General features: G+C 35.7%; 19 protein-coding genes. 13 read left to right on the top strand and 6 right to left on the bottom strand.

Annotated elements, in window-relative coordinates:
* Window positions 1-6 precede the first annotated feature (6 nt).
* On the top strand, window positions 7-420 hold the full coding sequence (locus FOL89_RS10985; protein WP_144282844.1) for a hypothetical protein: 414 nt from the start codon (window positions 7-9) through the stop codon (window positions 418-420).
* On the opposite strand, the gene FOL89_RS10980 is transcribed toward FOL89_RS10985, so the two are convergent.
* Both FOL89_RS10980 and mnmD read right to left on the bottom strand, forming a co-directional pair.
* The gene (locus tag FOL89_RS10980) at window positions 407-829 is read right to left on the bottom strand and encodes an NUDIX domain-containing protein (protein ID WP_144282843.1); all 423 of its coding nucleotides are present in this window, start codon (window positions 827-829) and stop codon (window positions 407-409) included. The genes FOL89_RS10985 and FOL89_RS10980 overlap by 14 nt on opposite strands.
* A gap of 101 nt (window positions 830-930) precedes the next feature.
* A complete protein-coding gene (gene mnmD / locus FOL89_RS10975) occupies window positions 931-1,605 on the bottom strand; it encodes a tRNA (5-methylaminomethyl-2-thiouridine)(34)-methyltransferase MnmD (protein WP_144282842.1) in 675 nt (224 codons plus the stop codon).
* A gap of 85 nt (window positions 1,606-1,690) precedes the next feature.
* Here mnmD and FOL89_RS10970 point away from each other — a divergent pair, with 85 nt between their 5' ends.
* Both FOL89_RS10970 and uvrA read left to right on the top strand, forming a co-directional pair.
* On the top strand, window positions 1,691-2,761 hold the full coding sequence (locus FOL89_RS10970; protein WP_144282841.1) for a branched-chain amino acid aminotransferase: 1,071 nt from the start codon (window positions 1,691-1,693) through the stop codon (window positions 2,759-2,761).
* 191 nt (window positions 2,762-2,952) lie between these two features.
* Window positions 2,953-5,787: an excinuclease ABC subunit UvrA gene (gene uvrA, locus FOL89_RS10965; RefSeq protein ID WP_144282840.1), complete on the top strand. Its 2,835-nt coding sequence runs from the start codon at window positions 2,953-2,955 to the stop codon at window positions 5,785-5,787.
* Window positions 5,788-6,024: 237 nt separating this feature from the next.
* Here the strand turns inward: uvrA and FOL89_RS10960 are convergent, their stop codons facing one another.
* Together FOL89_RS10960 and FOL89_RS10955 are read right to left on the bottom strand one after the other, a co-directional pair.
* Entirely contained in the window at window positions 6,025-6,834 is an 810-nt protein-coding gene (locus tag FOL89_RS10960) for an enoyl-ACP reductase FabI (RefSeq protein ID WP_089741198.1), read from the bottom strand.
* Between the two features lie 125 nt (window positions 6,835-6,959).
* A complete protein-coding gene (locus FOL89_RS10955) occupies window positions 6,960-7,259 on the bottom strand; it encodes a hypothetical protein (RefSeq protein ID WP_144282839.1) in 300 nt (99 codons plus the stop codon).
* A gap of 290 nt (window positions 7,260-7,549) precedes the next feature.
* Here FOL89_RS10955 and FOL89_RS10950 point away from each other — a divergent pair, with 290 nt between their 5' ends.
* Window positions 7,550-8,695, top strand: a complete 1,146-nt coding sequence (locus FOL89_RS10950; RefSeq protein WP_144282838.1) for a hypothetical protein — start codon at window positions 7,550-7,552, stop codon at window positions 8,693-8,695.
* Between the two features lie 51 nt (window positions 8,696-8,746).
* On the opposite strand, the gene FOL89_RS10945 is transcribed toward FOL89_RS10950, so the two are convergent.
* The gene (locus FOL89_RS10945) at window positions 8,747-9,601 is read right to left on the bottom strand and encodes a nucleoside phosphorylase (RefSeq protein WP_144282837.1); all 855 of its coding nucleotides are present in this window, start codon (window positions 9,599-9,601) and stop codon (window positions 8,747-8,749) included.
* Between the two features lie 134 nt (window positions 9,602-9,735).
* Between FOL89_RS10945 and FOL89_RS10940 the strand changes: the two genes are divergently transcribed.
* The 3 genes from FOL89_RS10940 (at window position 9,736) to FOL89_RS10930 (ending at window position 14,829) form a co-directional block, all read left to right on the top strand.
* Complete coding sequence (locus FOL89_RS10940) at window positions 9,736-11,577, top strand: cytochrome-c peroxidase (protein ID WP_144282836.1); 1,842 nt, start codon at window positions 9,736-9,738, stop codon at window positions 11,575-11,577.
* A 137-nt stretch (window positions 11,578-11,714) separates the two neighbouring features.
* Complete coding sequence (locus FOL89_RS10935; RefSeq protein WP_144282835.1) at window positions 11,715-13,862, top strand: alkaline phosphatase PhoX; 2,148 nt, start codon at window positions 11,715-11,717, stop codon at window positions 13,860-13,862.
* Window positions 13,863-13,926: 64 nt separating this feature from the next.
* Window positions 13,927-14,829, top strand: coding sequence for a leucine-rich repeat domain-containing protein (locus FOL89_RS10930; protein ID WP_144282834.1), 903 nt, complete (start codon window positions 13,927-13,929; stop codon window positions 14,827-14,829).
* 2 nt (window positions 14,830-14,831) lie between these two features.
* Here FOL89_RS10930 and FOL89_RS10925 read toward each other — a convergent pair whose 3' ends face one another.
* Complete coding sequence (locus FOL89_RS10925; RefSeq protein WP_144282833.1) at window positions 14,832-15,155, bottom strand: translation initiation factor; 324 nt, start codon at window positions 15,153-15,155, stop codon at window positions 14,832-14,834.
* Between the two features lie 80 nt (window positions 15,156-15,235).
* Between FOL89_RS10925 and FOL89_RS10920 the strand changes: the two genes are divergently transcribed.
* The 6 genes from FOL89_RS10920 to FOL89_RS10895 all read left to right on the top strand — a co-directional run bounded on the left by FOL89_RS10920 (window position 15,236) and on the right by FOL89_RS10895 (window position 21,563).
* Window positions 15,236-16,471 (top strand): DUF2268 domain-containing putative Zn-dependent protease, encoded by a 1,236-nt coding sequence (locus FOL89_RS10920; protein WP_144282832.1) that lies wholly within the window; start codon window positions 15,236-15,238, stop codon window positions 16,469-16,471.
* 110 nt (window positions 16,472-16,581) lie between these two features.
* Window positions 16,582-18,123 (top strand): 2,3-bisphosphoglycerate-independent phosphoglycerate mutase, encoded by a 1,542-nt coding sequence (gene gpmI / locus FOL89_RS10915; RefSeq protein WP_144282831.1) that lies wholly within the window; start codon window positions 16,582-16,584, stop codon window positions 18,121-18,123.
* 225 nt (window positions 18,124-18,348) lie between these two features.
* Window positions 18,349-19,326, top strand: a complete 978-nt coding sequence (locus tag FOL89_RS10910; RefSeq protein WP_143883695.1) for an acyl-ACP desaturase — start codon at window positions 18,349-18,351, stop codon at window positions 19,324-19,326.
* 96 nt (window positions 19,327-19,422) lie between these two features.
* Window positions 19,423-19,854, top strand: coding sequence for a BT0820 family HAD-type phosphatase (locus FOL89_RS10905; RefSeq protein WP_144282830.1), 432 nt, complete (start codon window positions 19,423-19,425; stop codon window positions 19,852-19,854).
* A 131-nt stretch (window positions 19,855-19,985) separates the two neighbouring features.
* The gene (map, locus tag FOL89_RS10900; RefSeq protein WP_144282829.1) at window positions 19,986-20,795 is read left to right on the top strand and encodes a type I methionyl aminopeptidase; all 810 of its coding nucleotides are present in this window, start codon (window positions 19,986-19,988) and stop codon (window positions 20,793-20,795) included.
* Complete coding sequence (locus FOL89_RS10895) at window positions 20,796-21,563, top strand: class I SAM-dependent methyltransferase (RefSeq protein WP_144282828.1); 768 nt, start codon at window positions 20,796-20,798, stop codon at window positions 21,561-21,563.
* Window positions 21,564-21,566 lie beyond the last annotated feature (3 nt).

The following is a 21,566-nucleotide window of genomic DNA, read 5'->3' as shown; positions in this document are numbered from 1 at the left end:
CATTTAATGAAAAAAATACTCATTATTTACCTTGTCGCTTTTGTAGCAGGCTCTTTATTTTCTCAGCAGCTAGGAAGAGGGTATAAGAGTTCTGAAGTTGATAAAAGTGATTGTATCACTTTCATAGATGAAGAAAAAATCAAAAGTAAGGTTGGATCTGACCGAAGATTGATTGGCTTTATTCCCGGGACTTTAGGCAGGGATAAAAAGAACAGACCTCCGTTGGATTGTGAGACCAGTCACGGAAAAATTACCATCTTTTACATTGTAAACAAAAACGGTGTTGTAATTTATGCGAGAAGAGAAGACGGTTTGGAGGATGTATGCGTGGTTTCTTCGGTTGTCGGCTGGGTTCAGAAATACGTAAAAGCAGAGAGATCCTCAGACTTGTCTTACGGCAGATATACTATTGATATTTAAATCGTTCTTTCAGTTTATCAAAAACAATCCTGTCAACCGGAAGCGAAAAAGGATTTTCTTCCTGATCAATGGGAATCCATTCTGTTTTTTCAATGCACGGATCCAAAATAATAAAGTCTTCTTCGTTAATGATATTGACAAGATAATATACAGTGATCAGCTGTTCATTATCCCTGAATCTGGATACTAAAAAATCTTCCTGAGTATAAAGATGTTCGGTAATTTCTATGTTTACATTCAGTTCTTCTTCAAATTCTCTTTTCAGGCAGTCAATTAAACCTTCACCATATTCCAGCCCGCCGCCGGGAAATTTCATCAAGGGTTGACCTGCATATTCTTCAAAAAGTGTCAAAACTTTCATGTCTTTTACAACACATGCATACACTCTTACATTAAAACTGTTGATCATAATAATAATTTGTAAAGCTAAAATAAGAAAAAAAATAGGATGATATTCTAAAGCTTGAGCTAAAGAGTTTTCATGATTATATTTACAATCAGACTTCCAGGTTAAGATTTCACTGCATTGATCATTTCTCTTTTTCCCGGTGGTCCCTGTTTTTTTTCTACTTTAAAATTGAGTTCTTCCAAAATTCTTCTTACACTACCTTTTGAGGAGTATGTTGTAAGCAGTCCGTTTGTATTCATTTTCTCGGAAACCATTTCAAATAAAGGTTTTTCCCATAAATCTGGCTGAACTCTGGCTCCGAAACAATCAAAATACACCAGATTGATTTTTGGTAAGTCAATGTTCTTAAGATCAAAAAAATCACATTGAATCTTTTTCAGATTAAAACCTTTAATGATTTCAACCGAATTTTCCCATTCGCAGTCATGAATTTTGTGATAAATATTTTTTAATTCAGGGTTATGAAATAATTCAAAATAGGAAAGATCCTTAATTTCGGTTTCATTTATGGGGTATTTTTCAAGAGAATAATAATTGATGATATGATTTTTGTCAGTTTTTAAATATTCATTAATTGTTACTAAAACATTCAAACCTGTTCCAAAACCGAGTTCTAAAATGTTAATTTCATAATCATAAATTAAATTTAATCCATTTTTGATAAACACATGTTCTGCCTCCTGCAGTGCTCCGTGATGGGAATGGTAGTTTTCATCTAATCCATTGATATATAATGTTTTGCTACCGTCTTTTGTGGTTTTAACTTCTCTGTTCAAGGTATTTTTTTTTCAAATTTAACCTAAAATTTTTATATTTAAAAAATTATGTTAAATTTGTAGAACATCATAAAAATTTTAAGAAATGATAATTCAAAAAACTGAAAACTCCAGAATTTCTGCTTTCGATCCTAATAATTTTTCTTTTGGAAATACTTTCATAGATCATATGATAATCTGTGAATACGAAAACGGAAAGTGGGGCGAGGCAAAATTGGTTCCTTACGGTCCTTTGCAATTCACACCGGCAATGATGGGGGTAAATTACGGACAGGCATGCTTTGAAGGGATGAAAGCCTACAAAGATAAAGACGGACAGGTTTTCCTTTTCAGGCCTGAGAAGAATTTTGAACGTATCAATAAATCTGCAAAACGACTTGCTATGCCGGAAGTAACTGAAGAGATATTTCTTGAAGGACTAAAAGCATTGGTAGACATTGATAGGGACTGGATTCCCCAAGGTGAAGGAATGTCTTTATATATAAGACCTTTGATCTTTGCAACCGAAGAAGCTCTGAAAGCAAGAGTTGCCAATAAATATATGTTTGCTATTGTAGCTACACCGGCAAAAATGTATTACACGGAACCTGTTTCGGTAAAAATTTCAGATCATTATTCCAGAGCAGCTAACGGAGGCGTAGGTTCTGCGAAAGCGGCAGGAAATTATGCAGCAGCATTTTATCCTACACAATTAGCCATCGAAGAAGGTTATGAGCAGATTATCTGGACAGACGATGCAACACATGAGTATTTTGAGGAAAGCGGAACTATGAATGTTTTCGTAAGAATTAACGATACTATCTTTACACCGCCTACTTCAGAAAAAATTCTTGATGGTGTAACAAGGGACAGCTTTATACAGCTTGCAAGAAAAAGAGGGATAGAAGTGAGAATAGAGCCTGTAAAAGTAAAAGATGTGATAGAAGCTCAGAAAAACGGAACTTTAAAAGAAGTTTGGGGAGTAGGAACTGCAGTTGTTACCACTGTTTTTCAGGCATTGGGTTACAATGGGGAAAAACTTGAACTTCCTAGACTTTCGGATGAAGAAAGTTATGCAGTAACACTTAAAAATGATCTTGTAAACTTACAGACTAATCTTTCAGAAGATCCTTTCGGATGGAGAGTATTGGTAGATCATGCGATGGAAACTGTATAATCTCAAATAAAATATTGATTGAAGCCGGATTTTTCCGGCTTTTTTTATTACGGGCATAATTTTTTTGGACTGTAATTTGTTTTAAACTCAAATGTTTTTCAAAAACAATAACCGGAAAGTTTGACACAAAAATTACCATAAAATTCCGTAATTTTGCACATCGTGATTTTCTGGTAAAATCACCCCAAATTATGAGTAAATCAACAGAATATATAGAAGTTTACGGTGCACGTGAACACAATCTTAAAAATATCAATGTAAAAATTCCGCGCAACGAATTGGTAGTGATCACCGGGCTTTCCGGCAGTGGTAAATCTTCATTGGCTTTTGATACTATTTTTGCTGAAGGTCAGCGAAGGTATATTGAAACTTTTTCTGCCTATGCAAGACAATTTTTGGGAGGGCTGGAACGTCCAGATGTTGATAAAATTGAAGGATTGTCTCCTGTAATTGCCATCGAACAGAAAACCACCAATAAAAATCCGCGTTCAACCGTAGGAACTGTTACAGAATTATACGATTTTCTTCGTCTTTTATTCGCAAGAGTTTCAGATGCATACTCACAAACCACCGGAAAAAAACTGGTAAGCTATACCGAAGATCAGATTCTGGAAACCATCAAAGAAAATTATAAAGGCGAAAAAATTATGCTGATGGCTCCTGTGGTGCGTTCCAGAAAAGGGCATTACCACGAGCTTTTCGTACAGATGGCTAAAAAAGGGTACGGACAGGCAAGAATTGACGGTGAATTGCAGGATATTGAATACGATCTGAAACTTGACCGTTATAAAACTCACGATATCGACATTGTAATCGACCGTTGGATTATCGGAGAAAGTGCTTCTGAAACAAGAATGGAAAAATCTTTGCGTACCGCCATGGAAATGGGAGAGGGCTTGATCGGTATTCAGAAACTAGGAAGCAACGATATTGAATATTTTTCTAAAAATCTGATGGATGCAGAAACCGGTCATTCTTTGGCATTGCCGGAACCGAATACGTTTTCTTTCAATTCACCGAAAGGAAGCTGTCCCAATTGTAAAGGTTTGGGAACCATCAAAAAAATCAACACCGATTATTTTGTTGAAAATCCGAAACTCTCGATCAATCAGGGAGGTTTGCTTCCTTTGGAAGACATTAAATCAAACAAATACATTCTTTCCCAAATTAAAAATATTCTGGAAATTTTTGGATTGGATTTATCAACAGCTTTCAAAGATATACCCGAAGAAGCACTGGATTATATCTATAACGGATGCCATAAAGAATTTAATAAAGACTTAAAATATGCCGGAATTACCAAAAAAATAAAGGTAAATTTTGATGGGCTGATTCCTTTCATGGAAGAAATCATTGACGAAAGAGAATCTTATGAAGCCATCATGTTAGAAAGACATTTTACGACAGAAGAAACCTGTCCGGTGTGTAAAGGAACCCGTCTTCAGCAAGGAAGTCTGAGTTTTAAAATTGACGGAAAAAATATTGCAGAAGTCAATGCTTTAAGTTTAATTGATTTAAAAGAATGGTTGGCTGATATAAAAGATAAATTTTCAGAGAAAAATAAAATTATTGCTCATGAGATTTTAAAAGAAATCGAAACCAGGCTTCAGTTTTTGCTGGATGTTGGTTTGGATTATCTGAGTCTTAGCAGAAGTTCCAGAACACTTTCTGGTGGAGAATCCCAAAGAATCCGCCTCGCAACGCAGATCGGGTCGCAGCTGGTGAATGTTCTTTATATTTTGGATGAACCTTCGATTGGACTGCACCAAAGAGATAACGAAAGATTGATTAATTCATTAAAAAATCTTCGTGACATCGGGAATTCCGTTTTGGTGGTAGAACATGATAAAGACATGATTCTGGAAGCCGATGAAGTTTTAGACATTGGTCCGAGAGCCGGAAAATTTGGCGGCGAAATTCTTTGGCAGGGAAAACCGAAAGATCTTGTAAAGGCTGATACGATTACTGCACAATACATCAACGGAAAAAGAAAAATCGAAATTCCTGAGGAAAGACGAAAAGGAAATGGTAAAAATATTGTGTTGAAAGGCGCTACAGGAAACAACCTTAAAAATGTTACGCTTGATATTCCGTTGGGAAAATTGGTCGTGGTTTCGGGAATTTCCGGAAGTGGAAAATCTTCTTTGATCAACGGAACTTTGTATCCTATTCTTAACAAGCATTTTTACAGAGCTGTTCAGGAACCTTTACCGTATAAAAAAATTGAAGGTCTTGACAATATTGATAAAATTGTAGATGTAGACCAGACTCCGATTGGAAGAACCCCACGTTCAAATCCTGCAACCTATACGGGGATGTTTACCGACATCCGAAATCTTTTTGCCGAATTGCCGGAATCTAAAATCCGTGGTTATAAACCGGGAAGATTTTCTTTCAACGTAAAAGGCGGAAGATGCGAAACTTGTCAGGGAGGCGGTTTGAAAGTAATCGAAATGAATTTTTTGCCTGATGTGTATGTTCACTGCGAAACCTGCAACGGTAAACGCTTCAACAGAGAAACACTGGAAGTTCGTTACAAAGGGAAATCAATTTCTGATGTATTGGAGATGACAATTGATGAAGCCGTAGAGTTCTTCCAGCCGATTCCTAAAATTTTTGCTAAAGTAAAAACGCTGCATGATGTTGGTTTGGGATATATTACGCTTGGTCAGCAGTCTACCACGCTTTCGGGAGGAGAAGCCCAGCGTATCAAACTGGCGACGGAACTTTCTAAAAGACAGACCGGAAACACTTTATACATTCTGGATGAACCGACAACCGGACTTCATTTTGAAGATGTGAAAATTCTGATGGAAGCCATTAATAAACTGGTTGAATTGGGCAATTCATTTATTATTATTGAACATAATATGGATGTTATTAAATTGGCAGATCATATCATCGACGTAGGTCCCGAAGGTGGAAAACACGGCGGACAAATCGTTGCACAGGGAACACCGGAGGAAATTATAAAGTCAAAGAAGAGTCTGACAGGGAAGTTTTTGAAGAAGGAAATGGAATTATAATCAGTAGCCTTGTCAAGGTTTGCAACCTTGACAAGGCTGAAGGAAATTTACTTTTTAAGATTTGGATTCTCACCTTTTCACTTTGTTTCTTTCGCAATCATGGTTCGCATTGTCTTTTCGAGAAGCTGAACAACGAACAATCTTTAAGTAGAAAATTGTAAACTGACATATTAATATTATAGAGAATCCGTCTCACAAGTGAGACGGATTCATATTTATTACAATTAAAAACAGAAATTATTCTGTATCGTATTTGCTGATTACTTTTTGGGTAACTCCGGAGCTGCTGAATCCGCCATCGTGGAAAAGATTCTGCATGGTAACTTTCTTGGTAAGATCTGAGAAAAGTGTTACACAATAATCTGCACATTCCAAAGCAGTTGCGTTGCCAAGAGGAGACATATCTTCGGCATATCCAAGGAAGCCTCCAAAACCTTTCACGCCGCTTCCTGCCGTAGTTGGAGTAGGAGACTGGGAAACAGTATTAACACGCACTTTTCTTTCTCCCCAATAGTTTCCGAAAGTTCTTGCAATGCTTTCAAGATATGCTTTATTGTCAGACATATCGTTATAATCCGGGAATGTTCTCTGAGCAGCGATATAAGTAAGCGCCAGAATACTTCCCCATTCATTCATGCAGTCTTTTTCGTAAGCTACTCTCATTACTTTGTGGAAAGAAACAGCAGAGATGTCCCATCCTTTTTCCAACCAGTCATAGTTCATTTCTGTATAATGCTTGCCTTTTCTTACATTGATAGACATCCCTATGGAGTGTAGAATAAAATCAATTTTACCAAATTTTGCAATAGCGGCATCAAAAAGCTTTTCGAGATCTTCAATAGAAGTTGCATCTGCACCAATTACTTCCGAGCCTGTTTTTTCTGCTAATCCGTTCAGCTCGCCCATTCTCAGAGCGATGGGAGCATTAGATAAAATAAATTCAGCACCTTCTTCGTGGCATCTTTCAGCAACTTTCCATGCGATAGATTGTTCATTAAGGGCTCCAAAAATAATTCCCTTCTTGCCTTTAAGTAAACCGTATGACATAATTTTTTAATGTTAATTTGATTACAAATGTAACAATAATTTGTGTTTAGAGCATAATAAAAAACGAAGCCTTCGTAAAAAAGACTTCGTTTTTCTCTGATAATATATAAAAGACTAAAAAACTATTAATTTGTTTTCTTTCTCCATTCTGCTTTTACGTCTTCAGCAGCGTCTTTGGTTTTCTCCCAAGCATCATTCGCTCCGTCTTTGATGTCATCCCAGGTTTCTGATGCATTGGCTTTTACTCTGTCGAACCAGTCTTCCTGAGTGGCTTCCTGATCATTATTTCTTTTTTCGTTGATGTAATCTCTTGCTCTGTCTGCCAAGTCGCTTACTTTCCATTTAGCATCATTGGCTGTATTTCTTAAAGAGTTTTCCGTATTGTCAACTGCTTTTTCAGCTTTGTTGTAATCTTGATTTTTCATAATATTGATATTTAGTGTTAATTGAATTATAACAATAGAGACAAGAAGTGTTCCTAAAGAAAAATCAATTTGTTAAAATTTTCATAAATCTTTAGCTTCTATAATTATTGCCATTAAATATTGGCTCTCTAATTTTTATTTTATAACAGTAAGGTTTAATTTATTAATAAAAATCACTATAATTATGAATTTATTTAATTTACGTTGATTTTTGTATTAATAATTATGCTTTTTGTTGATTTTGTTTAATTTATAAATAATTTTTATATTTTTGTATTAAATAAAAACTAATGAAAACAAAATTATTATCTCTTATTTTTCTTATTACTGTCTTGTATTCTAAGAATATTTTTGGACAGGTTGGGATAGGTACTACAGCTCCTCATTCATCATCTATTTTACATCTAAATAGCACCAGTAAAGGGCTTTTGCTGACAAGCATTTCTCTTACATCAACCACAGATTCATCTACCATTCCTTCTCCTGCAACAGGACTTTTAGTTTGGAATAACGGAAGTGGCGGACTCACTCCTGCAGGATTATATTACTGGAATAATTCTCAATGGAATTTTCTATCCAATGCAAGCAGCGGAAGTTCAACAACAGGTTGGAATACAAACGGAAATAATATAGGGTCGTACTCGGGCGCTTCTACTGCGCTGTCCATTGGAACTTCGACATATGATGATTTGGTTTTTAAAGTGAATAATGCAAATGCAGGTCGCCTTGGTACCAACGGTTCGGTACTTTTTGGAACAGGTACTTCAGGTTCTCAAAATAGTGTTGCTTTAGGGAACAATTCAACCGCAAATAATAACGAAAGTATTGCAATAGGATCGGGTTCAAATGCTTCTGGATATCAATCTCTTGCATTGGGATATAATTCCAAAACAACTTCTAATAATGAAATTGCGGTTGGTAATAATGCTCAAACCAGTGGACAAAATTCTACTGCATTGGGTTCAGGAACTAATGCTGCCGGTCAAAATTCTACTGCATTGGGATTTGGAGCATCAACAGCACAAGCTAATGCAATTGTAATAGGTAATAATACTGCTAACATAGGGATCGGAACAGGCACGCCCAATACTACTGCAAAAATAGATGTAAACGGACAGTACAAGCTAGGAGAGAGGGGAAGTATTCACAAAAATCAGATAAGTTTTGAAGTATTTCCGTCTGTTTCAATATCCGGATTGCAGGCAGGAAGAACCACAACCATCAATATCCCGATCCCTGCAGCATTACAGCCAACTTCAACCCGGGCAAGTATTGTGGTTTCTCCGGCAAATGATTTTGCAGGAATTTCAGAGTTTGGGATTAATAATCCACGTCTTACTTCGACTTCCAACATAACGATCAATGTCACCAATATTACCAATGGAACAGCCAATTTAAACTCAGGGCATTTTTATGTAACAATTAATGAATTTTAAGCTAAAACCAATATACAATGGAAAAGGATTGCAATTTGCAATCCTTTGTTTTTACTTTATAATTCTTTCTAAAACCCATTCAATCAGTTTCTTTTCGGAAGCCTGATGATCAGAAGAAAATTCACCGCGCCTTCTGTTGGCGATTACATTGTTGACCGTAATTGCTTTATGCCCTAATAGTTTTGAAAATGCATAAATTGCCGAAGTTTCCATTTCAAAATTGGTGATGCCCAGATCATTTAAGGTTTCAAGAAATTTTTCATCCAGAGCTTTTAAGCGAAGCTGTCTTCCCTGCGGTGCATAAAATCCCGGAAAAGTAGCGGTATTTCCGTGATAAGCTGCATCTTTATACAATTCGCTTAATTCTTCAGACCATTCTGAGAAATAAAGCATTGGTTTGATGTTGTGATAAGGAAAATTTTCGTAAAAATTTTTAGAAAAATCATTCTCAAAATGATGATCCTGATAAAAATTCATCAATCCATCCAAACCTACAACATTCTGGGTAACCAGCATATTATCTACCTTTACATCAGGATTTACACTTCCGCATGTTCCCATTCTGAAAAGGCTTAGCGACTGATGTTCTTTTTTGAATTCTTTGTTTTTCAGATCAATATTCACCAAAGCATCAAGCTCATTCATGACGATATCAATATTTTCTGTACCAATTCCTGTAGACATCACCGAGATTCTTTCACCACGCAAAGTTCCGGTATGGGTATAAAACTCACGTTTGTTTTTTTTGATTTCAATACTATCAAAGTACTGCGATACTTTAGGAACTCTGTCAGGATCACCTACCAGTATTATTTTTTCGGCAATATCTTCAGGTAAAAGATTCAAATGATAAACGCTTCCGTCTGCATTAAGCACCAGTTCTGAAGCAGCAAGTTTATTGAGCATAATTTATTATAGATTTATGTATTCAGTTTAAATTTAGGGGAGTTAAAATTACTAAATTTTAGGTGAATAAAAAGATAAACATTATTTAATTCGCTGTTAAAACTTCTGTAATGTTCAGATAATAGCTTTGCGGCATGAAAGTATATCCTTTATTGATCCTTGCAGCTTTTGTTGTTTTTTTTGTAACGTCTTTTGAAACCACTGATAAAGGAATAAAAAAAGAAAACAATTTTATTTCTTTTGCTTTGCTTGATTTTAAAACTAAACTAGAGCAGCTTAAAACTGATGTATATCTTTATCAGGATGAAAAATCAGATATTAAAACCGTTCGCCAATCGCTTTCATCTGCAAGAAACTCATATAAAGAGATTGAGTTTTACATTGCATATTACTATCCCGAGTTTGCCAAAACTCATCTGAATGCCGCTCCTTTATTCAGAATAGAAGCAGCCGGAACTTCGGCTTTTACCTTGCCTCCCGAAGGATTACAGGTTTTGGACGAATTGATTTTTTCTGATGAAGCTTCGGATAACAAACAAAAAATTATCGAAATCACAGACTTTTTATATAACAACTTTAATAATTTTTATCTGAGTTCAGCCAAAAACGGACTCAGCAGAGGGGTCAATAAAAGTCTTCCTTTACGGATTGAGCTGATCAGGATTTACACCTTAGGACTTACCGGATTTGATACTCCCGGCTCGCTCAATATTTCAGAGGAAGCGGAACATGCTTTACTGGGAATAAAAAAATACATCAAAGACGAGCTGTATTTCCGAAACTTCGCAACAGAAAAAGCAGATCGGATGCTTTCTGATGCCATTGCTTATCTTTCTTCTCATACAGATTTTGAAAGTTTTGACCGAATTGAATTTTACAAAAAACATCTTCAGCCAATTTATGAAGAAATGGGAAAGTGGGATGGAAATGCGGATGAATTAAAGGAATTTTCAGGCTGGAATCCTTCCAGTAAGAATATTTTCAGCAGTGATTTTCTGAATCCATATTTTTATACACTTCTGAAAGATTCTGAAGATAATGATGAGCTGAGAAGTCTGGGCAAAAGAATTTTTTACGACAAAACATTAAGCAATAACGGAAAAATGAGCTGTGCAAGCTGCCATTTACCGGAAAACGCTTTTACAGATCTACAACCAAAATCTTTGAGTAACATTGAGGGGAAAACGGTTCTCAGAAATTCTCCGTCTCTTTATAATGCTGTTTTTGCGAAGAGATTTTTTTACGATATGAGGGCGTTTTATCTTGAGCAGCAGGCTGAACATGTAATTTATAACAGTGATGAGTTTAATACAAGCTATGAAAGCATCATTAAGAAGCTTAAGGCAGATTCAGACTATAAAAGAGCATTCAGAAAAGCATATAAAAACTCAGAAATCAATCAAAAAACTTTTTCTAAGGCATTAAGTTCTTATGTCGCATCGCTCTATTCATTTGACAGTGATTTTGATCGTTTTATGAGAAATGAACTGGAGGTTTCTGAAGATGTAAAAAAGGGATATAATCTTTTTATGGGAAAAGCCAATTGTGCAACCTGCCATTTTGCACCTCACTTTTCAGGACTTGTTCCTCCTTTTTTTAATGAAAATGAATCTGAAGTTTTGGGCGTGACAAAAAATCCAATTCAGAAATTTCCTTTTGAGATAGATGCTGACAAAGGAAGAATCAACAGTAACGTGAAAAAAGAAAACTCTTGGATTTATGAAAATTCTTTTAAAACAATGTCGGTAAGAAATATTGAACTCACGAAACCTTATTTTCATAATGGAGCATTCAGCACACTGGAAGAAGTTGTAGATTTTTATAATGAAGGCGGTGCAGAAGGTTTGGGTTTTAAGATAAATAATCAGACTTTACCTGCAGATAAACTGAATCTTTCGTCTCAAGAAAAGCAGCAGCTTATTTCTTTCCTTAATTCACTTACGGATATAAGTAAAGTAAACTCTGAAAGGAAATAGATTTTAACAATAATTTAATCCTCGTAATATTCAGTTTTTGATTTGTTAATTTTTGAATGAGTTTATTTAAAACCTTATTAATAAAGACTTGGCAAAGATCAGATAGTTTTGCAACAGTAAAAATAAAAAGTATTAAAATGAAGAAAAAACTACTTACAGTTGCTATGCTTGCATCAATGGCAGGCTCACTGATTCATGCGCAGACTACCATTTTCGGACAAGGATCATCATGGAGCTACAATGACAGCAATGTGGCGTTGCCGGCTCAATGGAAAAATGCAGATTACAATATTACTTCCTGGGCTTCCGGAAACGGACCTTTAGGGTATGGTGATCCGGTAACTACAACAATTAGTTCGGGATTGACTACAGCCTATTTTGCAAAAGATTTTACGGTAAATCTTGCAGACTTAAGTGACAATATGGAATTTGGGGTGAGAAGAGACGATGGTATTATTGTGTATCTGAATGGTCAGGAAGTGATAAGAGACAATATGCCTTCAGGAACTGTTACCCACAATACGTTTTCAAGTACTACCATAGACGGAGCCGCGGAGACTGCAATTAATCTTTTTACCATTCCGAAAAATAAATTTCTACAGGGTGTCAACAGAATTTCTATTGAATTGCATAACAGAAGTACCACAAGTTCTGATCTGACAATAGATGCTTATCTGAAAACGACCGTGCCTGTAACGCCGCCGGTTAATACATGTACGGGAACGCATATCAGCTGTTTTACATCTATTGTACCTACAAGCCAGACTTCTAAACTCATTATTCCTGCAGACCACGCATTTCAGATGATTTTGAAAGAAGGCGACAATTATACCGAAGGTGGAGGAATGATAGGTGGTCTGAATGACTTTACAGGATATGTACCAAAAAACTCAAGCAGTGCAGATGGTTATCTGTCCGTAAACCACGAGACCAATCCGGGAGGAGTTACGATAGCTGAAATTGATTATAATTCCACAACAAAACTTTGGCAGTTGAGCAAGTCAAGAGGAGTTAGTTTTTCTGCTCCTAGTCTGGTTCAGACCATCAGAAACTGTTCTGGAGGAGTCACTCCTTGGGGAACAATTGTTACTGCGGAAGAATCGGTAACAGGAAATGATACCAACGCAGACGGTTACAGAGATTACGGCTGGCTGATTGAAATAGATCCGGTAACAGCACAGGTAATTACAACCAATACGGATGGCAGCAAAGGAAAACTTTGGCAGATGGGAATTATGAACCATGAAAATGTAGTTATCAATAATGCCGGAACTACTGCGTATTATGGGGAAGATGGCGGAACTCATATGGTTTACAAATATGTGATGGATACTCCCAATAACCTTAGTTCAGGAAATTTATATGTATTAAAACTAGATCAGGGATTATCAAGCGGAAATCCTGTAACCACTACAGGAAGCTGGATTCAGATTCCGAATAAAACAAAAGCAGACCAAAACAACACGTCAACATTGGCGCAGTCATTAGGCGGAACTCAGTTCAATGGAGTAGAAGATGTAGAGATCAGCCCGATTGACGGTAAGATTTACTTTGCCGCAAAAGGTTTGAATAAAGTTTACCGTCTTCAGGATAACGGAACCACAGTTTCTCAGGTAGAAACATTTGTCGGGGGACTCAGCACACAATATTCATTCAACACTCTACAGGGGGTAAAAACCGAAACATGGGGAGATGGAAATGATAACCTTACTTTTGATGAGCTTGGTAATCTTTGGGTGCTTCAGGACGGTGGCAAAAACTACATCTGGGTAGTTGCTCCGGATCATACTCAGGCAAATCCGAAAGTAAGATTATTTGCTTCTATGCCGGCAGGATCAGAACCAACAGGATTAACGTTTACACCAGATCACAAATTCGGATTCTTCTCTGTTCAGCATCCGAGTTCTACAATTTCTACTGATATTGATGCAACAGGAAATACAATTGATTACAGAGGTAAATCTGCAACCATGGTTATCGCTCTTAAACAATTTTTAGGAAATCAGCAGGTTCTTGGAACAACGGAAACTGTTGCTCAGTCAGATGTAACAGTATCACCAAATCCTACTGCCGGACTTGTAAAAATCAATTCGCCAAAAGCATTGAAAAATCTTTCGGTAACCGCTTATAGCATGGAGGGTAAAATTGTATACAGCAAAACCTTCAACGGATCAAATACTTCTTTAGAGCTGGATTTTACAACACAACTCCAGACAACAAGAGTGTTGATGCTTAATATCGAAGCAGAAGGATTCCAGAAAACGGTAAAAATCCTCAAAAAATAAATTACTAATTTTCTTTCACGGCTGCCGGCAGTTTCTTTGTCGGTGGCTTTTTAATTGATAGAATATGAAAAACCTGTTTCTACTCACAATTACTTTTTTTGCTTTTTTTAAAATCAATGCACAGATTGATCCCCTTAAATATCCTACATTTACAGATATTCAGGAAGCATTGGCTGGTACAAATACAGTTTACAGTTTGAGCTTCAGAGATAAAGGAATTTATAATGTTTCTCCCGAAATATCGAAATTCAAAAATCTTTTTTTTCTGAATTTAATGGGAAATAACCTTGAGCAAATTGATCAGGAAATTTTTTTGCTTAATGAGCTTGAAATTCTGAATATCAACTCCAACAATATCAAATTTATTCCTGACGAGATCGGAAACCTGAAAAATCTTACCAACTTTTCTATGAATCTCAATCAGCTGGTAAAAATCAATGAAAATCTGGCAAATCTTCAAAAATTGAAAATAGTACAGTTTGATGCCAATAATATCACAACATTCCCTGAAGTTTTACTGAAAATAAAAGGACTTGAAGAAATCAATCTGTCATCCAATCAGATCAGTTTTATCAGTCATGATCTGAGCGTGATTGAAAATTTAAGATATCTGAATCTTTCTGCTAATCAGATTAATGATTTCAGTAATGTAAGGCTTCCGAAAAAACTGAAATATCTGGAGCTACAGCATAACTCAATTATCAGCCTTTCTGAAAAGCTTTTTGAATCGGAACATTTAGAATTTTTGAATGTAAGTGATAACAGGATTAAGGAAATTCCACAAAATGTAAAAAAACTGAAATCTGTTGTCAGTGTGAATCTCGCAAATAATCAGCTTAAAGATCTTCCGAAAGAATTTAGTAAGCTCAAAAATCTGAAAACCTTAATCTTAGCAGGAAATCCAATGAATCAGGAAACTATTAAGAAATTAAGAGAATTGATGCCTCAGACACAAATCTATTTTTAAAATTATCCGCCCACTCTTTTGGTTTTATAGCCCATTTCTTTCAGGATATTCATTATTTTATCCCGGTTGTCACCTTGTATAATGATTGTCCCGTCTTTCTCAGAACCACCGATTCCTAGTGTGGTTTTTATTTTTTTTGAAATTTTCTTCAGATCTTCTTCACTTCCTTCCCAACCTTCAACGATGGTGACAGGTTTTCCGTTTCTGCCTTTTTTTTCAAATTTGCAGACCAAAGGTTCTTTTTGCTTAAATTCTTCTTCAGGCATTTGAAAATCCTGTTCTTGATGTTCCGGGAAGAGGTTTTTGAGTTGATCACGTAAGTCCATACAGCAAAATTAAAAATTATTTGTAATTGGATGTAACCTTTCCTTATATTTAATTGTCCTTTTATAATAATTCTACCTTTATGAGAAATATAATTTACATTTTAGCAGCCATATTATTGTCTTTCGGCATGACAAAAGCGCAGTCAGGGTTTTCAGAAAGCCCTCTGAATGCTGTATTTGAAACAAAAGATGTTAAAAACTTCTGGAAAGCATTTGATGCTATGGAAACCTCAAAAAGTAACCCTTTTGAAGAATACATGAAAAACGGCTCACCGGGAGTGAAAGGTTTCACACCCTATAGGATATTGAATGCCGACTCTTTATATGCCATGGTAAAACATAGGAAAGAAGATTATATTAAAAGTAAAAATGTCTTGTCTGAGATCAGTTCTAAAGAAAAAAGGATAAAAGCTATATACAGCGCATTGAAATATTGGTATCCTGAAGCTAAATTTCCACCGGTATATTTTGTTTACGGACGTTTTAATTCCGGAGGTACGGTTTCCCAGGACGGAATAATTATCGGAACGGAAAAGCTTAAAGATCTTAACGGAATTACCGGACTTATTGCACATGAGCTGATTCATTTTCAGCAGAATAATAAAGGAGATGATTCTTTATTGAAGCAATCTTTGACTGAAGGCAGTGCAGATTTTGTAAGCGAATTGGTATCCGGAGAAAACATCAGCAACGCACATTTTAAATATGGAGAAGCAAATTCTGAGAAACTTTATAAGGAATTTGTAACAAAATTGAAGGAGGACGATTATCAGGATTGGCTTTACGGAACAAGTGGGAAAGATAACAGACCTAATGATTTGGGATACTGGATTGGCTACAAAATTACTGAAGCTTATTTTGAAAAGCAGTCAGACAAACACAAAGCAATTCACAATATTCTTAATATAGAGAATCCTTTATTGTTTCTCAAAGAAAGCGGTTTTCTGGGTCCTTACATCAGAGAATACACTAAAAATAAAAATTCAAAATTCGATGATTTTTTTAAAGAATATTCTGACGAAACTCATGAAGTAACTTTTATAGTAAATGTTCCTGACAAAAATGATGAAATTTATATTACCGGAAATCAGCCGGAACTGGGAAGCTGGAATCCCTCTTCTTTGAAATTAAAAAGAAAAAGCAACTACCAAAGATACATTACCTTAAAAATTCACCTTCCTGCACAATTAAAATTTACAAAAGGCAATTGGGAAAATGAAGCTGAAGTTTCAGGAATTGATAAAGGCAACAATATAAAAATACAAACATTACCTTCAAAAACAATACGTTATCAGATAAAAGGTTATAAGAATTAAACAATGGTTTCAATCTGTCAAAGTCAGTAATATTTTCATATAAATTTAAGTCCTGCAAATTCTTCAATTCGCTTTAAAATCAATAAATTTGTTTGTTAAATAAATTTAAAATGTCAAAAAAAGCAATATTAGCAATACTGGATGGGTGGGGCTTAGGAACAAATCCTAATGTTTCAGCATTGGCTCAGGCAAATACACCATTTATAGATAGCTGTTATCAAAAATTCCCTCATACAACTTTAGAAGCAAGCGGTTTAGCAGTAGGGCTTCCGGCGGGACAAATGGGGAATTCCGAAGTGGGACATATGAATCTTGGAGCAGGAAGGGTTGTTTATCAGAATCTGGTGAAGCTCAATATGGCAGTAGAAAACGGAACTTTAGGACACGAAGAAGTTATTCAGCAGGCATTTGCTTATGCAAAAAAAGAAAATAAAAATGTGCATTTCATCGGTTTAGTTTCTAACGGCGGAGTACATTCACATATTAATCATTTAAAAGGCTTATTATCTGCAGCCAAAGAATTTGGTTTAAATGAAAATGTATACGTTCATGCATTTACAGACGGCAGAGATTGTGATCCTCACTCAGGACTCGGTTTTATTGAGGAACTTCAGAATCATATGCTCCAGACGACAGGAAAACTGGCTTCTGTGATCGGAAGATATTATGCGATGGACAGAGACAGAAGATGGGAAAGAGTAAAGTTGGCTTATGACGCTATGGTGGAAGGTATTGGTCTTCAGACTACAGATGCTGTTACGGCAATAAAAGCTTCCTACGAAGAAAATGTGACAGATGAATTCATCAAACCAATCGTGGTTGTAAATACAACGCAGGTTGGAAATGTTGTTCCGATAGGAAAGATAGTAGATCATGATGTGGTAATTTGTTTCAACTTCCGTACAGACAGAGGGCGAGAAATCACCGAGGTACTTTGCCAGCATGATATGCCTGAATATTTCATGCATAAATTGGATCTCCATTACATTACGCTTACCAATTATGACAAGACTTACCAGAATGTAAATGTTGTTTTTGACGAAGAAGTTTTGAAAGAAACAATGGGAGAAGTGTTGGAAAGAAACGGTAAAACACAAATCAGAATTGCTGAAACGGAGAAATATCCTCATGTTACATTTTTCTTTTCCGGAGGCAGGGAAGAAGAGTTTCACGGTGAAAAAAGATTACTATGCCCAAGTCCTAAAGATGTACCTACATACGATCTAAAACCGGAAATGTCAGCTTACGAAATTACCAATGCTATTTTGCCTGAGCTGGAAAACAAAACAGCAGATTTTATATGTTTAAATTTTGCTAACACAGATATGGTAGGTCATACCGGTGTTTTTGAAGCTGCTGTAAAAGCTGCCGAAACTGTTGATCAATGTATAGAAAAAGTAGCCACAATGGCTTATGAGCAAGGATATGCGGTCTTTATTTTAGCAGATCATGGTAATTCTGATGTAATGATTAATGAAGACGGATCACCCAACACACAGCATTCAACCAATCTGGTTCCTTTGATTGTTATGGATAAAGATAAAGAATGGAAACTGAAACCAGGAAAATTGGGGGATGTAGCTCCTACTATATTACATACAATGGGTATTGAAATTCCTGCAGTAATGACAGGAGATATTTTGGTATCTTAAATACAAAATAATAATCGTAAAATAGCGTTACAATAAGAACGCGTTTAATTTTGTTTGTGTAAAATTTTTTTATTATTATGTTAATTAAAAAGGTTTCAATAAGCAAACTTTAGTAGTAATGCTATTTTTAATGATTTATGTCAGGCATCATATGAGATACATACAATATTATGCCCCAAATAATAAATAAATCATATCTTTGTAAATTATAAATTTTATTTTTAAATGTACAATCAGCTGGTAAGAAAAGAGGTAATGAGTATTTTGGAGAAGGAAGTCAGTTCTTTTCTTGATAAATTTTTGACTCCGATAGAAAAAATATGGCAACCTTCAGATTTTTTACCTGATCCTTCAAGCGAAGATTTCAAACACGATTTAGACGAGATTCAGACCTTTGCACGCGAAATGCCTTATGATCTTTTCGTTACCTTAATTGGTGATTGTATTACAGAAGAAGCTTTACCGTCTTACGAATCATGGTTAATGGGAGTTGATGGCGTCAATCAGGAAGAAAAAGTAGGCTGGGCAAGCTGGGTGAGATCATGGACTGCTGAGGAAAACAGACACGGAGATCTGCTCAACAAATACCTTTATCTTTGTGGAAGGGTAAATATGAGAGAAGTTGAAATCACTACACAATATCTTATCAGTGACGGTTTTGATTTAGGAACCAGCATGGATCCTTACAGAAATTTTGTTTATACAAGCTTTCAGGAAACAGCAACCAATATTTCCCATAGAAGAGTAGGAACCTTGGCAAAACAGTCAGGAAACGGTAAGTTAGCGAAAATGTGCGGAGTGATTGCTGCAGATGAAGCAAGACACGCCAAAGCTTATAAGCATTTTGTAACCAAAATTTTAGAATTGGATCCTTCGGAGATGATTCTGGCTTTTGAAGATATGATGCGAAAAAAAATCGTGATGCCTGCACACATGATGAGACAATCTGGTCAGAAAGCAGGAGAACTTTGGGGACATTTTTCAGATGCAGCGCAAAGATGTATGGTCTATACAGGTCAGGATTACATTAATATCATGAAAGAACTTCTTGATGAATGGAAAATAGAGCATGTAACAGGTCTTACCGAAAAAGCAGAAAAAGCACAGGAGTATTTAATGAAACTTCCTTCAAGGCTTCAGAAAATTACAGATAGGCTTTCTACACCGGATTTACAGTTTGAATTCAGTTGGGTAAAAAACTAGAATGTTTTTAACATTAAATTATAAAAGAGAGTGCTGATAGTTTTTCGGCACTCTTTTATTTATTTCATATCTTTGCAAAGCTAAAAACGCAACAAAATGTTAAATAATAAGAAAATTGCTGTTGATTTTGACGGAACTATCGTAGACGATGCTTATCCGGCAATTGGTAAAGCTAAGATTTTCGCTTTCGAAACACTCAAAAAACTTCAGTCTCAAGGCTTCAGATTGATACTTTGGACGTATAGACATGGCAAGACTTTAGATGAAGCTGTAGAATTCTGCAGACAAAATGGTATTGAGTTTTATGCAGTCAACTCTAGTTTTGAAGGGGAAGTTTTTGATCCTCAGACCCAGTCAAGAAAGCTTGATGCAGACTGGTTTATAGATGATAGAAACTTGGGAGGTTTTCCCGGATGGGGAGAAATCTACAATATCATCAATGAGAGAATTGAGTTTCGGGTTGAAGGTAAAGAGGTTTTGGCTTACTCAAAACTTAAAAAAGAAAAGAAAAAAGGACTGTTCTGGTAAATCAAGAAATTAGAAGTTAGTAATTAGAAAATAATTCTAGACTATATTTCAAATTTACTTGTCAGAAAATATAGATGTTTGCTGTTATTTAAAACTAATATCTAGCATCTAATATCTAACATCAAAAATAAATGATTCAATTAAAAAATATAGACGAACTTCGTCTGATGAAGCAGAGCGCTCAACTGGTTTCCAAAACATTAGGAATGTTAGCAAAAGAAATCAAGCCAGGAGTTACTACTTTGCATTTAGATAAATTAGCACACGAATTTATAAAAGATCATGGTGCGAAACCTGCTTTTTTAGGATACGGTGGGTTTCCTTATTCACTGTGTATTTCTCCTAACGAACAGGTGGTGCATGGTTTTCCAAGCAAAGAAGAAATAAAAGAAGGAGATATACTTTCTGTAGATTGCGGGGTCATTCTCAATGGTTTTGTAGGTGATCATGCATATACTTTTGAAATTGGCGAAGTAAAACCTGAAACCAAAAAATTATTAAAAGTTGCTAAAGAATCTCTCTATAAAGGAATTGAGCAGTGTGTAAGAGGAAAAAGAATAGGAGATATTTCTCATGCAATTCAGGCACATTGTGAAAAAGAAGGATATGGAGTTGTAAGGGAGCTTGTTGGGCATGGTGTAGGAAGACAAATGCATGAAGATCCTCAGGTTCCGAATTACGGCAGACAAGGTAGCGGAAAAGTAATCAAAGATGGTTTGACTATCGCTATTGAGCCGATGATCAACCTTGGAACAGAAAAAGTAAAGTTCCATAACGACGGATGGACGGTTACTACACTAGATAATCAACCTTCTGCCCACTTTGAGCATGATGTGGCGGTAATTAACGGTAAACCGGTTTTGCTGTCTACTTTCCAGTATATTTATGAAGCTTTAGGAATTGTGACTGATGAAGAAAAAGCTTTTCAACTAGATTTTTAAATGAAAAAGCTGACAAAGTTTTTGCTTAATAAAATTCCCCGTCCGATGCTTATTCAGATGAGTGTCTGGGCGCGTCCGCTTATTTATCAGTTTTTTAAAGGGGATCAGTTTTTTGATCCTATTGACGGCAGATCATACAGAAAATTTCTTCCTTACGGATATGGTAAACAAAGAGAAAATGCTTTGTCTCCAGGAACTTTAAGCTTGGAAAGACATCGTCAAATGTATCTTTATCTGCAGAATGAAACCGATTTTTTTATTAAGAATTATAAAGTTCTGCATATTGCTCCCGAACAGGAATTTTTAAGAAAATTCAAAAGAATGAGCAATATCAACTATATTTCGGCAGATTTATATTCTCCGATTGTAGATGTGAAAGCAGATATTTTAGATTTGCCCTTTCCCGATGAAAGTTTTGATATTATTTTTTGCAATCATGTTCTGGAACATATTCAGGATGATTCAAAAGCCATGCAGGAGCTTTATCGTGTAATGAAACCCGGAGGTTGGGGAATTTTACAGGTTCCTATGAAAAATTCTCTGGAAAAAACATATGAAGATTTTTCTATTACAGATCCTAAAGAAAGGCAGAAACATTTTGGACAGTACGACCATGTTCGTTGGTATGGGATGGATTATTTTGACCGTTTGCGAAATGCAGGATTTGAAGCTGAAGCCAATTATTATTCTCAAAAGTTTTCTGATGAAGAAGTCAAAAAATATGGTTTAAGAAAAAATGAAATTTTACCGGTTGTAATTAAAAAGTAATAA

The sequence above is a fragment of the Chryseobacterium echinoideorum genome (assembly GCF_007474535.1).
Classification (GTDB): domain Bacteria; phylum Bacteroidota; class Bacteroidia; order Flavobacteriales; family Weeksellaceae; genus Chryseobacterium; species Chryseobacterium echinoideorum.
The sequence above is the reverse complement of the archived record's forward strand: the minus strand, read 5'-3'. Positions and strand labels throughout refer to the sequence as shown.

What these genes read in the sequence shown, in the direction of transcription:
- FOL89_RS10935 (WP_144282835.1), top strand. Translation starts at nt 11,715, where the DNA reads ATGAAGAAAAAACTACTTACAGTTGCTATGCTTGCATCAATGGCAGGC.
- gpmI (WP_144282831.1), top strand. Translation starts at nt 16,582, where the DNA reads ATGTCAAAAAAAGCAATATTAGCAATACTGGATGGGTGGGGCTTAGGA.
- FOL89_RS10950 (WP_144282838.1), top strand. Translation starts at nt 7,550, where the DNA reads ATGAAAACAAAATTATTATCTCTTATTTTTCTTATTACTGTCTTGTAT.
- FOL89_RS10940 (WP_144282836.1), top strand. Translation starts at nt 9,736, where the DNA reads ATGAAAGTATATCCTTTATTGATCCTTGCAGCTTTTGTTGTTTTTTTT.
- FOL89_RS10960 (WP_089741198.1), bottom strand. Translation starts at nt 6,834, where the DNA reads ATGTCATACGGTTTACTTAAAGGCAAGAAGGGAATTATTTTTGGAGCC.
- FOL89_RS10980 (WP_144282843.1), bottom strand. Translation starts at nt 829, where the DNA reads ATGATCAACAGTTTTAATGTAAGAGTGTATGCATGTGTTGTAAAAGAC.
- FOL89_RS10985 (WP_144282844.1), top strand. Translation starts at nt 7, where the DNA reads ATGAAAAAAATACTCATTATTTACCTTGTCGCTTTTGTAGCAGGCTCT.
- FOL89_RS10920 (WP_144282832.1), top strand. Translation starts at nt 15,236, where the DNA reads ATGAGAAATATAATTTACATTTTAGCAGCCATATTATTGTCTTTCGGC.
- map (WP_144282829.1), top strand. Translation starts at nt 19,986, where the DNA reads ATGATTCAATTAAAAAATATAGACGAACTTCGTCTGATGAAGCAGAGC.
- FOL89_RS10910 (WP_143883695.1), top strand. Translation starts at nt 18,349, where the DNA reads ATGTACAATCAGCTGGTAAGAAAAGAGGTAATGAGTATTTTGGAGAAG.
- FOL89_RS10905 (WP_144282830.1), top strand. Translation starts at nt 19,423, where the DNA reads ATGTTAAATAATAAGAAAATTGCTGTTGATTTTGACGGAACTATCGTA.
- FOL89_RS10925 (WP_144282833.1), bottom strand. Translation starts at nt 15,155, where the DNA reads ATGGACTTACGTGATCAACTCAAAAACCTCTTCCCGGAACATCAAGAA.
- FOL89_RS10955 (WP_144282839.1), bottom strand. Translation starts at nt 7,259, where the DNA reads ATGAAAAATCAAGATTACAACAAAGCTGAAAAAGCAGTTGACAATACG.
- FOL89_RS10970 (WP_144282841.1), top strand. Translation starts at nt 1,691, where the DNA reads ATGATAATTCAAAAAACTGAAAACTCCAGAATTTCTGCTTTCGATCCT.
- FOL89_RS10945 (WP_144282837.1), bottom strand. Translation starts at nt 9,601, where the DNA reads ATGCTCAATAAACTTGCTGCTTCAGAACTGGTGCTTAATGCAGACGGA.
- FOL89_RS10930 (WP_144282834.1), top strand. Translation starts at nt 13,927, where the DNA reads ATGAAAAACCTGTTTCTACTCACAATTACTTTTTTTGCTTTTTTTAAA.
- FOL89_RS10895 (WP_144282828.1), top strand. Translation starts at nt 20,796, where the DNA reads ATGAAAAAGCTGACAAAGTTTTTGCTTAATAAAATTCCCCGTCCGATG.
- uvrA (WP_144282840.1), top strand. Translation starts at nt 2,953, where the DNA reads ATGAGTAAATCAACAGAATATATAGAAGTTTACGGTGCACGTGAACAC.